Source organism: Variovorax sp. 160MFSha2.1, from assembly GCF_048305075.1.
Classification (GTDB): Bacteria; Pseudomonadota; Gammaproteobacteria; order Burkholderiales; family Burkholderiaceae_C; genus Variovorax; species Variovorax guangxiensis.
Genome location: NZ_CP157624.1, coordinates 6,110,001 through 6,123,695, shown reverse-complemented (window position 1 = coordinate 6,123,695; position 13,695 = coordinate 6,110,001). Strand labels below are relative to the sequence as shown.

General features: G+C 70.0%; 12 protein-coding genes (1 of these 12 cut by a window edge). 7 read left to right on the top strand and 5 right to left on the bottom strand.

Annotated elements, in window-relative coordinates; genetic code table 11:
* Positions 1-3 precede the first annotated feature (3 nt).
* Positions 4-786, bottom strand: coding sequence for a helix-turn-helix transcriptional regulator (locus tag ABL838_RS28225; protein WP_369660657.1), 783 nt, complete (start codon positions 784-786; stop codon positions 4-6).
* 98 nt (positions 787-884) lie between these two features.
* On the opposite strand from ABL838_RS28225, the gene ABL838_RS28220 reads away from it, so the two are divergent.
* The 3 genes from ABL838_RS28220 to ABL838_RS28210 are packed head-to-tail and all read left to right on the top strand — an operon-like array spanning position 885 to position 3,868.
* Positions 885-2,636: an FAD-dependent monooxygenase gene (locus ABL838_RS28220; protein ID WP_418122976.1), complete on the top strand. Its 1,752-nt coding sequence runs from the start codon at positions 885-887 to the stop codon at positions 2,634-2,636.
* Entirely contained in the window at positions 2,633-2,851 is a 219-nt protein-coding gene (locus ABL838_RS28215; RefSeq protein WP_418122975.1) for a hypothetical protein, read from the top strand. Before ABL838_RS28220 ends, ABL838_RS28215 begins: the two co-directional genes overlap by 4 nt.
* A gap of 42 nt (positions 2,852-2,893) precedes the next feature.
* Complete coding sequence (locus ABL838_RS28210) at positions 2,894-3,868, top strand: Bug family tripartite tricarboxylate transporter substrate binding protein (RefSeq protein WP_418122974.1); 975 nt, start codon at positions 2,894-2,896, stop codon at positions 3,866-3,868.
* A 117-nt stretch (positions 3,869-3,985) separates the two neighbouring features.
* Here the strand turns inward: ABL838_RS28210 and ABL838_RS28205 are convergent, their stop codons facing one another.
* The gene (locus tag ABL838_RS28205) at positions 3,986-5,158 is read right to left on the bottom strand and encodes a toxin-antitoxin system YwqK family antitoxin (RefSeq protein WP_418122973.1); all 1,173 of its coding nucleotides are present in this window, start codon (positions 5,156-5,158) and stop codon (positions 3,986-3,988) included.
* 4 nt (positions 5,159-5,162) lie between these two features.
* The gene (locus ABL838_RS28200) at positions 5,163-5,576 is read right to left on the bottom strand and encodes a VOC family protein (protein WP_126025831.1); all 414 of its coding nucleotides are present in this window, start codon (positions 5,574-5,576) and stop codon (positions 5,163-5,165) included.
* Between the two features lie 64 nt (positions 5,577-5,640).
* Here ABL838_RS28200 and ABL838_RS28195 point away from each other — a divergent pair, with 64 nt between their 5' ends.
* The 4 genes from ABL838_RS28195 (at position 5,641) to ABL838_RS28180 (ending at position 10,603) form a co-directional block, all read left to right on the top strand.
* On the top strand, positions 5,641-6,843 hold the full coding sequence (locus ABL838_RS28195; RefSeq protein WP_418122972.1) for a TraB/GumN family protein: 1,203 nt from the start codon (positions 5,641-5,643) through the stop codon (positions 6,841-6,843).
* Positions 6,844-6,854: 11 nt separating this feature from the next.
* Complete coding sequence (locus tag ABL838_RS28190; protein ID WP_184642031.1) at positions 6,855-7,226, top strand: DUF2946 family protein; 372 nt, start codon at positions 6,855-6,857, stop codon at positions 7,224-7,226.
* Between the two features lie 126 nt (positions 7,227-7,352).
* Positions 7,353-9,644, top strand: a complete 2,292-nt coding sequence (locus tag ABL838_RS28185; RefSeq protein WP_418122971.1) for a TonB-dependent receptor — start codon at positions 7,353-7,355, stop codon at positions 9,642-9,644.
* A 38-nt stretch (positions 9,645-9,682) separates the two neighbouring features.
* Complete coding sequence (locus ABL838_RS28180; RefSeq protein ID WP_418122970.1) at positions 9,683-10,603, top strand: copper chaperone PCu(A)C; 921 nt, start codon at positions 9,683-9,685, stop codon at positions 10,601-10,603.
* A gap of 18 nt (positions 10,604-10,621) precedes the next feature.
* Here ABL838_RS28180 and ABL838_RS28175 read toward each other — a convergent pair whose 3' ends face one another.
* Both ABL838_RS28175 and ABL838_RS28170 read right to left on the bottom strand, forming a co-directional pair.
* Positions 10,622-12,334, bottom strand: coding sequence for a phospholipase D family protein (locus ABL838_RS28175; protein WP_418122969.1), 1,713 nt, complete (start codon positions 12,332-12,334; stop codon positions 10,622-10,624).
* Positions 12,335-12,418: 84 nt separating this feature from the next.
* A protein-coding gene (locus ABL838_RS28170; RefSeq protein WP_418122968.1) for an ATP-binding cassette domain-containing protein crosses the window boundary here: on the bottom strand, positions 12,419-13,695 show its 3' portion. The gene runs 628 nt beyond the window's last position; 1,277 of the gene's 1,905 nt are visible here — the last part of the coding sequence; the start codon falls outside the window, past its right edge; the stop codon is at positions 12,419-12,421.

The window sequence follows — 13,695 nt, the reverse complement described above, 5'->3', positions numbered from 1 at the left end:
GGCTCAGTGCGGCCCCGCGCCGCGCAGCAGCTCCTTCTGCGACCGTATTCCCAGCCGACGGAACGCCCGGTACTGGTGGGTGCGCACGGTAGTCAGCTCCACGCCGATCTCGCGCGCCGCTTCCTTGGCCGTGCGGCCCGCCATCAGGTGGCCGATGACTTCGCGCTCGCGCAGGCTCAGCCTCAGCAGCCGCTCGGCGAGGTCGGGCTCCACCGCCTTGCGTGCGCCGACCGCGCTGCGGCCGTGCGCCGCGGTGGCGTCGGCCAGCAGCGTGGCGTGCGCCTCGATGAGCGCGAAATCCGCCGCGCCGAACTCCGGCTGCGCGAGGCTGCGGTAGAAGCTCACCGCCACGCGCTGCCCGGTGGGCTGCAGCAACAGCACCGACGCGCGCTCGCGGATGCCCACGTCGCCATAGCAGGCGGCGCGGTACACCGGGTCGGCCACCTCGTCGGCGCGCTGGTGGCCCATCCATAGCTGCGCGCGCCCGGGCAGCTTGCGCGCGGCGAGCCAGGCCATGTTCGGGTCGAGCAGGTCGAAGCGCTGAGCCACATAGCGTTCCGATGTGCGCTCGGCCGTGCTGCCGTAGCTGCTGGCAGCCGACACCAGCTCGATGCGGCCGGCGGCATCGACCACGAACACGGTGCAGAAGGTCACCGGCATCACGCGCTGCATCGCCCTGAGGTAGCTGGTCGCGAGCAGCGGCGTGCCCACGCCCGAGAGCACGTCGCCAACCACGGCCGCGGCCAGCGCGGCGTCTTCCGAAGGGTGGATGCGCCAGCGTCTCATGGCTGGAAAAGGAAGGAAAAAAGGGCGCACATGCGGGTAAACACCTCGTACGAAGTTATGACATTGCCGCCCCTCGCGCATCGGGACAATCCCGCCGGATGACGAATTCCCCCGCTGCCACCCTCGGCGATGCCGCCAGCGGCCCCGTGCCGCCGAAGCCCGGCGCCGATGCCGGAGTGCCGCCTTCGGTCGGCGCCTTCCACTACACGAGCTACGAACCCCGCACGCCCGAACTCGGCCCCGACGGCATCGAAGCAGCCAGCCACCCCGTGGTGATCGCCGGCGGCGGGCCGGTCGGCATGGCGCTCGCGCTGGGGCTCGCGAACCACGGCGTGCGCAGCGTGATCCTCGAAGCCGACGACACCGTGTGCGTGGGCAGCCGCGCGGCCTGCATCTCGCGGCGCAGCCTGGAGATCATGGAGCGGCTCGGCGTGTTGCCCGCCTTCATGGACAAGGGCCTGCCCTGGACCGGCGGTCGCAGCTTCTACAAGACCGCCGAGGTGTTCCGCTTCGAGATGCCCAACGACGAGCGGCAGAAGCTGCCGCCGATGATCAACCTCGAGCAGTACTACGCCGAGCACTACCTGCTCGCGGAGATCCTGCGCCGCAACGAACAAACGCCGGGGCTCGTCGACATCCGCTGGGGCGCCGAGCTCACCGGCCTCGCACAGGACGATGAGGGCGTGAGCCTCGACGTGCGCAATGCCCTCGGTACCTATCGGCTGCGCGGCCAGTGGCTCGCGGCCTGCGACGGCGGCCAGAGCTTCGTGCGCAAGACGATGGGGCTCGCGCTCGAGGGGACGGGCTACGAAGGCCGCTACGTGATCATCGACATCGAGCTCAAGAGCGGCCACCCCACCGAGCGCCGCGCCTGGTTCGACCCTCCCTGGAACCCCGGCTCGACCGTGCTGATGCACCGCCAGCCCGACGACATCTGGCGCATCGACTACCAGCTGCGCCCCGGCCAGAGCACCGAGGAGGCGCTGCAGCCAGCCGCGGTGGCGGAGTTCGTGCAGCGCCACCTCGACGCCATCGGCGAAGGCCACCTGCCGTGGAAGACGGTGTGGACTTCGGTGTACCGCGCCGGCGCGATGACGCTGGAGAGCTACCGCCACGGCCGCGTCATGTTCGCGGGCAACGCGGCGCACGCTATGCCGATCTTCGGTGTGCGCGGACTCAACTCCGGCTTCGACGACGCGGACAACCTCGCGTGGAAGCTGGCCTTCGTCGCGAAGGGGCTGTCCGACGCGGCGCTGCTCGATTCGTACTCGCAGGAGCGCATCGAGGCCTTCCACGTCAACGCCGAGAACGCCATGCGCAGCACCGAGTTCATGTCGCCGCCCTCGCGCGGCTTCGACCTGCTGCGCGAGGCGGCGTTGTCGCTGTCTGAGGAGCACCGCGGCATCGCGCAGCTCATCAACCCGCGCCAGACGCAGGCGGTGCGCTATGCGGCCTCGCCGCTGTCGAGCGATGGCGACGATCTGTCCGTTGGCCCGCTGCCGGGCGAGGCGATGCCCGAGCAACAGCTCGAACGCGGCCACCTCACCGACTGGATCGCGCCCACCTTCACGCTGCTGGTGCTGCGGCCAGACCTCGTCGCGCTGCCGTCCGGCGACATCGAGCGGGCATGCAAGGGCGCGCTGCCCTTCGTGCTCCGCGCCATCGCAAGCCCGGGCACCGACAGCGCCGACGCGCATGCCTCGCCGACAGTGTTCGAGGCGCTCGGCGCGTTGGACGGCGCGGTCTACCTGCTGCGCCCAGACGGCCACGTCGCCGCGCGCTGGCATCGCCTGCCGGCCGGCGCCCTGCAACCCGCACTGGCCCGCGCGGCCCGGGAGATTTCCGCATGACCACCACCGCCCCGCAGCTCCAACCCGACGCCCGCGACCGCCTGTACGCAGAGTGCGCGCGGGCCATCACCGAGGCGGGCACCGAGCGCGAGTCGCTCTTCCTCGCGCGGCTCGCTCTGCTGCTGTTCGAGCAGGTCGGCGACGAGGCGCGTTGTCGCGCCGCGCTGGCCGACGCGCTGCGGGCTCTGCCCGTACCATCGCTTTCCGCTTCCTGATTTCCGGAACTACATACAACCAGCAGATTGGAGACTGATTCCATGGATCGCCGCACCCTTCTCGCCACGCTCGCCTCCGGCGCCGCGATGGCCGCATCGCCCTTCGCCCGCGCGCAGGAATACCCCGCGCAGCTCATCAAGTGGGTCGTGCCCTATCCGGCAGGCGGCGGCACCGACGTGATCGCGCGCGTGCTCGCCGAGGCCATGCGCCAGACGCTGGGCCAGCAGATCGTGGTGGACAACCGCCCCGGCGCCTCGACCAACATCGGCGCCGACATCGTCGCCAAGAGCAAGCCCGACGGCTACACGATCCTGTCGGCCGACAACGCGGTGCTGGCCTTCAACGAGCACCTGTTCAGCAAGCTGCCCTTCAGCCCCGAGAAAGACTTCACCTACATCGGCGCCATCGGCAAGTTCCCGCTGGCGCTCGTGGTGCATCCCGACTTCCCGGCGAAGAACTTCAAGGACTTCCTGGCCTACGTGAAGGCCAACCCCGGCAAGGTCAACTACGCCTCGCCCGGCAACGGCTCGCCGCACCACCTGGCGATGGAAATGTTCAAGGTGCGCACCGGCACCTTCATCACCCACATCCCGTACCGCGGCGCCGCGCCCGCCATGGCCGACGTGATGGGCGGCCAGGTGCCCTGCATGTTCCTCGACCTGGCCTCGGGCCTGCCGATCATGCAGAGCAACAAGGTGCGCGTGCTGGCCATCGGCTCGGGCGCGCGCAGCAAGCCGCTGCCCAACGTGCCGACGCTGGCCGAGGTGGGCGTGCCCAACACGGAGGTGTTCGCGTTCCAGGGCATCCTGGGCCCGGCCAACCTGCCGGCGGCGGTGGTGAACAAGCTCAACGGCGACCTGAACAAGGCCTTCGGCACGCCGGCCGTGCAGAAGCGCTTCGACGACTTCGGCATGGAAGCGATGCCGGGCACGCCGGCGCAGTTCGCGGCGCTGTCGCGCGCCGAGTCGAAGCGCTGGGGCCCGATCATCAAGCAGGCAGGAATCAAGCTGGACTGAGCTCGCCAGGAGCAGCTCTTTTCGCGGGACACCGCGGAACCGGCTTCGCCGGGCCGCAGGTGTCGCCCCCGGTAGGGGGTTGGCGCAGCGACACGAAGTGCGCGGAGCCTGGGGGCGTTACCTTGTATATGCCTTGCGCGAGCCGTCCTCGAAGACTTCGTCGTCGCGCTGCAACTCGCCGTTCTCGTCCCATGCGCGCTCGCGCGTGACGCGGCCCTTGGCGTCGAAGCTCGACTCGGCCAGCAGCGTGCCCTTCTCGCTGAAGCGCTGGTGGGTGCCGACCGGTATCTGCCGGTTTCGGCCCTGTATCTCGTAGCGGCCCTGCGCGGCGCGCTGGCCGCTGTCGTAGAACTCGGTGATCTCGACCGCGCGCGCGTCGCCGTTGCCGCTGTAGGCCGACTTGCTGCGCGGCTGGCCGTTGAGGTAGTAGCTGTCGTCGACGATCGGTTCGCCCGCGCTGTTCCAGCGCTGGTCGCGCACCAGCGTTCCCTTTTCGGAGAAGGCCTGCTCGCGCACGCGGATGCTCGTGCGCTCCACCAGCAGGAAGGCGGTCTCGCGGCGCTTGACGCCTTCCGATGAAAAGCTCTGCTCGACGCGCTGGTTGCCCACCGTCTCGTCGAGCGACGAGGTCTTGCCGTTGTCGTAGAAGCTCTGCGCGCGCACCCGCTTGCCCGACACGTACGCGAGGCGCGAGCGCAGGATGCCGCGCGCGTCGAACAGGTCGACCTGCGAGGGGCCGGTGCCCGAGAAGCCGCAGAGCTTCGCGTCGTCGACCACCGGCGCCAGCGTGGGCGCGTCGGCGCAGCGCAGGGCCGAGAGCTGGCCGTGCTCGGTGAACTCGACCGAGGCGCGCTCGTTGCCTCCGCCGGTGTCGGAGGTCGGATAGAAGATCGCGCGGCGCAGCTTGCCGTCGGGGTAGAAGCTGCGCACCAGGCCGCGCTCCTGGCCATCGTCGTAGGTGGCGTCGCGCAGTACGCGGCCGGTGGGCGAGAACTCGCGGGCGCGGCCCTGCAGGTTGCCCTTGGCGTTGACGCTTTGCTCCCTGGCGAGCTTGCCCTTCTCGTAGATGCGCACCAGGCCCATCGACACGCCGTTCTGTATCTGTTCCTCGCGCTGCAGCTCGCCGCTCGCGCGGTCCTTGCAGCGCAGCAGGCCGGTCTTGCCGTCGGTGCTGCTGCCGTTGTCGGGGTTCACGGGGCGGCCGTTGAGCTCGCAGTCGAGCTGGGCGTGCGCGAGGGTGGCGCACAGCAGCGCCAGGGGCGCGATGACGGCGGCCGGGCGCGGGATCATTTGCTTACTTGTCGTAGAGGGAGTCCAGGGAACGGAAGCCCTTCACCTCGATCGGATTGCCGAACGGGTCGTGGAAGAACATCGTCCACTGCTCGCCGGGCTGTCCCTCGAAGCGCACCTGCGGCTTCAGCACGAACTCGGTGCCGGCGGCCTCCAGCCGCTGCGCCATCGCCTGCCAGTCGGGCAGCGCGAGCGCGAGGCCGAAGTGCGGCATGGGCACCATCACGTCGCCGACGCGGCCGGTACGGGCGGTGGCGAAGGGTTCGCCCAGATGAAGGGAAATCTGGTGGCCGAAGAAGTCGAAGTCGACCCAGGTGTCGGTGCTTCGGCCTTCGGCGCAACCGAGTACGCCGCCATAGAAGCGGCGGGCGCCGTCGAGGTCGCGGACATTGAAGGCAAGGTGGAAGATGCTTTGCATGGTTTCGGATTATGGGCAGCGGTGCTGTGAGAATGCCGGACTTTCTTTCATCGTGGAGCAAGCCTTGCGGATACTCCGGATCCTCGCCGCGCCCCTGTGCGGCATCGCTTTCCTCTTCACCTTCGGGGCGGCCCAGGCCGCCTGCCCGCCTTCCGCCATCGCCAGCCTCGAGAAGCCCGGCGTCGCCATGCGCAACGGCGTCGACCGAGGCGTGCTCTGGCGCATCGAGCGCGACGGGCGCACCTCGTGGCTGTACGGAACCATCCACATCGGCCGTGGCGACTGGGTGCGGCCCGGCCCCACCATCCAGAAGGCGCTGACGCAGAGCGACACCGTCGCCCTCGAACTCGACATGCGCGACGAAGCCACCGCGCGCGCCATGGCCCGACCCGCCGATCCCGAGCTGCTGGCGCGCATGCTCAGCGGCGAGCGCGCCCGCCGGCTGGAGCGCCAGAACAGCGAAGCCTGCGTGCCGCCGGGCTCGCTGTCGAAGCTGCAGCCGATCCTGCAGGTCACGGCGCTGGCCGGGCTGGTGGGGCGTGCCGACGGCCTCTATCCTGAATTCGGCGTGGACGAGACGCTGGCCGTCGCCGCGCGCAACGGCAACAAGCCCATCGTCGCTCTCGAGAATGCGCAAGACCAGCTCAAGGTGCTGACCGGCAATTCCGAAGCCGAGGAGGCCGAGCAGGTCGACGCGGCCCTCGACGAACTCGAATCGGGCAAGCTGCGGGGCCAGATCAAGGAGCTGGCCGACGTCTGGGCCCGCAGCGATGCCGCCCGGCTGGCCCGCTACCCCGAGTGGTGCGACTGCCTCAACACGCCCGCCGAGCAGCGGCTGCTCAAGCGCCTGCTCGACGACCGCAATCCGAACCTCGCCGACGGCATCGAACGCCTGCACGCCAGCGGCAAGGGCGTGTTCGCCGCGGTCGGTGCGCTGCACATGATCGGGCCGCAGGGCCTGCCGACGCTGATGGCGGCGCGCGGCTTCACCGTGACGCCGGTGCTGACCAACGCGCAGGAGCAGACGGCGCAGCCGATGCCCGCGCTCGCGGCGCCGTCGCCGGCGCCCAGGGCCGCGCGCGGCGGCAAGGCGGTCAAGGGCCAGCGCGCAAAGGCGGCGCCCGCGGCTGCCGCAAGAGGCGGAAAGTCGGCCAAGGCGGCGCCCGCCGCGCCCAGGGGCGGGGCCCGCGCGCCGGCCAAGGCAGCCGGCAAGGCCGCGCCTTCCAAGGCCCCGGCCCCTGCCGCCAAGGGCAAAGTGCGCAGATAATCGCGGCCGCCATGCACGCGCTGCACCGATCCACCCGCTCCATCGCCCTCGCCGGGCGTTTGCTGCTGCTGTGGTTCGTGATGTCGCTGGGCGTGGCGGCGGCGTCGCCGCTGGTGAACCCGCAGGCCATGGAGCTGGTGTGTTCCAGCGCCGGTTCCATCAAGGTGGTGGTCCACACCGAGGACGGCGTGAAGGAAATGGGCGCCTCGCACATGGACTGCCCGCTGTGCGTGCTGACCGGCGCACCGCCGCCGGCCATGGCCGCCCCGGTTTTCGATCTTCCCCTCCCGCTGGGCCGCGTGGTCCAGCCCATTCCCGCCGCGCGCCTTGCCGCGGCCACCGCGGCGCCGCTGCCGGCGCGCGGGCCCCCGACCTTCTCCTGACGCTCTCAAAACCGTAGCCGTGCATGCGCGCCCGAAGCGCGCGCGCGGCTTGTCCGGCCTGTCCGGTTTGAAGCTTCGTGGAGAAGGTTCCTCTTGAAAAAGCATTCCCGCGCCCTGGCGATCGCCATGGCATTTCCCCTCGGCGCGCCCGCGCTGGCGCAGCAACTGCAGCCGGCCGAGGCGTCTGAAGGCGGCCCCGGCGGCCGCTCGCTCAACACCATCACCGTGACCGGCGGCCGGCCGACTTCGCTGCCCGCGCAGATCCCCACCACCATCGAGGGCGTGACGCACGAGCAGATCGTCGAGACCGTCAACGCCACCGACAGCGAGGACGCGCTGAAGTACCTGCCGAGCCTGGTCGTGCGCAAGCGCTACATCGGCGACTTCAACCACGCGGTGCTCGCCACGCGCGCCTCTGGCACCGGCAACAGCGCGCGCTCGATGGTGTACGCCGACGGCATCATGCTGTCGAACCCGCTGGGCAACGGCGCCACCTATGCGCCGCGCTGGGGCATGGTGTCGCCGGAGGAGATCGAGCGCGTCGACGTGCTCTATGGGCCGTTCTCGGCGGCCTACCCCGGCAACTCGGTGGGCGCGGTGGTCGACTACGTGACGCGCATGCCCACCAAGTTCGAGGCGCACGTCAAGCTCAGCGGCTTCGTCTCGAACTTCGACCTCTACAACAGCCATTCCTCGCCGGCCGGCCAGCAGCTCGACCTGTCGCTGGGCAGCCGCAGCGGCGACTGGTCGTGGTGGCTCAGCGCCTCGCGCACGCACAGCAAGGGGCAGGCGCTGGTGTTCGGCAACCGGCTTGTGAGCGCCGGCACCGTGGGCAACGCGGGCACGCCGGTGACCGGCGCGGTGGGCGGCCTGAACCCGTCGAACCAGCCCTGGTGGCTGGTCGGCGGCTCCACCATCTACGACACCACGCAGGAGCAGGCCAAGCTCAAGCTGGCCTACGACTTCTCGCCCACCGTGCGCGCCACCTACACGCTCGGCGCATGGAACAACACCACCCACGGCGGCGTCGATACCTGGCTGCGTGACGCCTTCGGCCGGCCGGTGTACGGCGGGCGGGTGAACATCGGCGGACGCAGCTACAACCTCGATTCGCCCAGCGCCGCGCTTGCGCCCACCGAGACCGCGCTCACGCACTACATGCACGGCCTTTCGGTCAAGAGCCACACCGGCGGCGTGTTCGACTGGGAGGTGGCGGCCAGCCTCTACGACTACTCGCGCGACACCTCCCGCACGCCCACCACGCCGCTGCCGGGCGCCTTCGGCGGTGGCCCGGGCCGCACCACCGACATGGGCGGCACCGGCTGGAACACCTTCAAGGCGGCCGGCACCTGGCGGCCCACCGGCTCGGCCGAGGGCGTGGGCGCGCATGTGGTCGACTTCGGCTTCCAGCAGGACACGGCGCGGCTTCGCACCAGCGTCGGCAACACGCTCGACTGGATCGGCGGCTCGTCCGTCTCGCCGTTCTCGGCCTTCAACGGCAACACCCGGCTGCAGTCGCTCTACGCACAGGACACCTGGCGCTTCGCGAAGGACTGGAAGACCACGCTCGGCCTGCGCCACGAGCGCTGGGAGGCCTACGGCGGCCAGCTCGGCAACGCCAGCACGCTGCTGAACTTTGCGCCGCGCAAGAACAGCTACGACTCGCCCAAGGCGGCCATCGCCTGGCAGGCCACCTCCGACTGGCTGCTCAAGGCCTCGACCGGCCGCGCGGTGCGCATGCCCACAGTGAGCGAGCTCTACCAGGGCTCCATCGACGGCAACCGCATCGTCAACACCAACCCGAACCTGCGCCCCGAGCGCTCGTGGACCACCGAACTCACGGCAGAGCGCGACCTCAAGGGCTGGGGGCTCGACGGCGTGCTGCGCACCACGCTCTTCTTCGAGAACACGAAGGACGCGCTCTACACCCAGGCCCTGAACAACCTCGTGAGCACGGTGCAGAACGTCGACGCCATCCGCACCCGCGGGCTGGAGGTGGCGCTGAACGCGGTCGACGTCGGCGTGCGCGGGCTGGACCTGAGCGGCAGCCTCACGCTGACCCGCTCGAAGATCGCCGCCAACAACGGCTTCGCGGCCAGCGTCGGGCACGACCAGCCGCGCGTGCCGAGGGTGCGCGCCACGCTGCTGGCCACCTACCGGCCCGACGAGCGCTGGAGCTACACCGTGGGCGCGCGCTACAGCGGCAGGCAGTACGGCACCCTGGACAACAGCGACCCCAACGGCTTCGCGTACATGGGCTTCTCGAAGTTCTTCGTGGTCGATGCGCGCATACGCTACCGGATCGACCGGCAGTGGAGCGCCTCCTTCGGCATCGACAACCTGAACAACAACAAGTACTGGGCCTTCCACCCGTACCCGCAGCGCACCTACGTGGCCGAACTCAAGTTCGACCTTTGATCGATGACTCCCCGTTCCAACCGCAAGGACCAAACGACATGAACAAAACGACTTCGATGGCCATCCTCAGGACCACCGCCGCATGCGCCATGCTGGCCGGCATGGGCGCCGCGGTGGCGCACGTCACCCTGCGCCCGGGCGGCGTGACCGTCGGCAGCGACTACGACGCCGCCTTCCGCGTCGGCCACGCCTGCGAAGGCGCCAAGGCCACCACCGGCCTGGCCGTGCGCCTGCCCAGGGGCTTCATCCTGAGCGACGCCCAGGCGCGCAAGGGCTGGAAGCTCGACGTGCACAAGGGCGCCAAGGACGGCGAAGGCGAGGTCCGCTGGACCGCCGAGACGCCCGGGAACGCGCTGCCCGGCAGCGAGCGCGCCGAGTTCGTGCTGCGCGGCAAGGTGCCCGCCACGCCGGGCACGCTGTGGTTCAAGGTGCTTCAGACCTGCGACGTGGGCGCTGCCGACTGGGCCGAGGTGCCGGCCTCGGGCAGCTCCACCGCCGGCCTGAAGAGCCCGGCCGCGAAGCTCAACGTGGTGGCGCAGGGCGTGGCCACGGTCGACGTGCGCGACGGCTGGGTGCGCCAGTCGGTGCCGGGCCAGAGCGGCACCGGCGCCTTCATGAAGCTGACCTCGCCCACCGGCGCGAAGCTGGTGGGCATCTCCACGCCGGCCGCAGGTGTCGCCGAAGTGCACGAGATGAAGATGGAGGGCGACACCATGAAGATGCGCGAGCTCTCGACCGGCCTCGACCTGCCCGCGGGCCAGACCGTCGAGCTCAAGCCCGGCGGCTACCACGTGATGATGATGGACCTGAAGGGCGCGCTGGCGAAGGGCGCGACCGTGCCGATGATGCTGACTTTCCAGGACGCCAAGGGCGCCAAGACCACGCTCGACGTGACGCTGCCGGTGGGCGCGCCCGAAGGCGCGGATGCCGGCGGTGCGGCGCACCAGCACAAGCACTGACCGGCGCCGCTTCCGCTCTCAGAGCAGCTGGTCAGGCGCCAGCGGTCCGAAGAGCTTGAGCATCAGCCGCAGCATGGCGCCGGCGTCGGGCTCGGTGGTGGCGTCCTTCAGGCCGCTGCCCTGGGGCGCGCGCCACACCAGCGAGCCGTCGACCAGCTCGACGCGCCATGAGCGCTCGCGCATGCCGCGCTCGATCTGCTCGGTGGCGGCGCGCGAAAGCTCGTTACTGCGGATCAGCAGTGCGATCTCGGTGTTCTGCAGCTGGGAGCGCAGGTCGAGGTTCATCGAGCCCACCACCAGCAGCCGGCCGTCCATCACCAGCACCTTGGAGTGCAGCATCGCGCGCGATTCCCCGGGGGCACTGCTGCCGCCCGAGGAACCGAAGACATTGCCGAAGCTCGCCTGCTCGCTGCGCAGTTCGTAGAGCTCGATGCCCATCTTCAGCAGTTCCTCGCGGTGGCGCGCGTAGCCCACGTGCGCCACCGGCGCGTCGTTGGAGGCCAGCGAGTTGGTCAGCACGCGGATGCGGACGTTGCGGGCGCGGGCCGTGGAGAAGGCCTGCAGCATGTCCTTTCCGGGCACGAAGTAGGGCGAGATGATGGTCAGGTCGGTTCGTGCCTGGCCGATGAGCTGCAGCAGTCCCTCGACCACGGTGTCGCCGCTGGCTGCGATGTCGGAGGCGGCTTCCAGCGAGGCCGGGCCGCGAGAACTTCCGGCCTTGTCGTCGGGACGGCTGACCACCAGGCCCGGAGCCTTCGCGTTGCCGGGGCCGGAGTCGGCGGGAATCTTGCCGGGCTTGTCGGCCAGCATCACGGCCGGCGCCCAGACGAAGGTGGCTGTGCGCAGGTCGAGCGGCTTCTCGTCCCAGGCTCGGGCGCGCTGTTCGGCTGTGGGCGTTCCGGCGCCTCCTTCCTGCTGCCGGGCCGATTCCTCGGCCAGTTCCTGGGCGGCCTTTCGCGCGCGGTCGCGCATGGCCTGCAGCTCCTCGCGGGTGACCAGCGACTGCACCGGGTAGGCGCGCTCGTTGTTCCAGTAGCTGTCGAAGCTGCGCGACAGGTCCTGCACGATGGGGCCGGCGGCCAGCACGTCGACATCGACGAAGTTGCCATTGGTCGCGTTGCCGAAGTAGGCGTCGCCCAGGTTGCGCCCGCCCGTCACGCCCAGCACGTTGTCGGCCAGGAACAGCTTGTTGTGCATGCGCTGCTGGATGCGCGAGGCGTCGTCGATCGAGTTGAGCAGGCGGCTGAAGGTGGAATCGCGCGAACCCGCGAGCGGGTTGAACAGCCGCATCTGGATGTTGGGAATGAAGGCCAGGCCGAGCACCAGCGCGTCGCGGCCGGTGGAGTGGAAGTCGTCGAGCAGCACGCGCACCCGCACGCCGCGCTCGGCGGCCGCGCGCAGGCCGCGCACCAGGCGGCCGGTGCTGGCGTCGGCGTGGATCGCGTAGTACTGGAGGTCCAGCGTCTTCTGCGCGCCCTCGATCAGCGCGAGGCGGCTGCCGTAGGCCGCCTGCGGCCCACCCAGCAGAAGGAAGCCGGATTCGTAGCGGGCCTTCTCGGCCTGCCGGCGCTGCTGCACCAGGTCGGCCAGCGCGGTGCCGGTGGCCGGCGCGGCGATGGCGGTCGAGACGGGGCGATCGACGTTCTGCGGCAGTTGCGCGCAGGCGCCGAGGGTCAGCAGCGCCAGCAGTGCCGTCGACCGGCGGAAGAACGTCTGAAAGGATGAAGGCATGCGGCTTTCCCGGGCTTGGAGGGGTGCCGCATATATAGCCTAGTCGGCGCCCGCCGCGCGTCGGACGGCAGGCGCGCCTGGCTGTCAGCGTCCGGCGGAGAGTTCTTCCTGGCGCTCCATGGCGGCCAGCAGTTCATCGTCGATCTTGGCGTGGCGCTCCGCCAGCTCGGCTGCGCGCGAGGAGTCGGTGGCGTAGATGGCGCCGCCGTCCAGCTCGAGCAACTCGGTGATGCGCTGCTGCTCGGTCTCGAGGGCCGCGATCTGGGCGGGGAGCGCGTCCAGTTCACGCTGCTCCTTGTAAGAGAGTTTCTTGCGCAGGCCTGGCGCCACCTTCGGAGCGGGCACTTCCGCCGCAGGGGCGGGAGCCGCGGCCGGTGCGGCTGCCGCTGCCGCGGCAAGGCGCTGCTCGGCAATCTCGCGGGCGCGCTTGGACTGCGTCAGCCAGTCCTGAACGCTGCCTTCGTACTCGCGCCAGCGGCCGTCGCCCTCGTACGCGATGGTGCTGGTGACCACGTTGTCGAGGAAGGTGCGGTCGTGGCTCACGAGGAACACGGTGCCGTCGTAGTCCTGCAGCAGGTTCTCGAGAAGCTCGAGGGTGTCGATGTCGAGGTCGTTGGTCGGCTCGTCGAGCACCAGCACATTGGCCGGACGCGCGAACAGGCGCGCCAGCAGCAGCCGGTTGCGCTCGCCGCCGCTGAGCGAGCGCACGGGTGAGTTGGCGCGCGCCGGGGAGAAGAGGAAGTCGGAGAGATAGCTCTTGACGTGCTTCTTCTGGGTGCCGATCTCGATCCACTCGCTGCCGGGGCTGATGAAATCTTCCAGCGTGGCGTCGAGGTCGAGCTTGTCGCGCATCTGGTCGAAGTACGCCACCTGCAGGTTGGTGCCTCGGCGGATCTTGCCGCTGTCGGGCTCGAGCTCGCCGAGGATCAGCTTCAGCAGGGTGGTCTTGCCGGCGCCGTTGGGGCCGAGCAGGCCGACCTTGTCGCCGCGCAGGATGGTGCCGCTGAACTTGCGGATCACGGTCTTGTCGCCGAAGGACTTGGTGGCGTCGGTGAGCTCGGCCACGATCTTGCCGCTGGCCTGGCCCGAGGCCACGTCCATGTTGACGCTGCCTTGCACGTTCCGGCGGGCGGCGTGGCTGGCACGCAGCTCCTGCAGGCGGGTGATGCGGCTCTGGCTGCGGGTGCGGCGGGCTTCCACGCCCTTGCGGATCCAGATTTCCTCCTGGGCCAGCAGCTTGTCGGCCTTGGCGTTGATCACCGCCTCCTGGGCGAGCTGCTCTTCCTTCTGGGCGAGGTACTGCTCGAAATTTCCGGGGTAGGAGCCGAGCTTGCCCCGGTCGAGCTCGACGATGCGGGTGG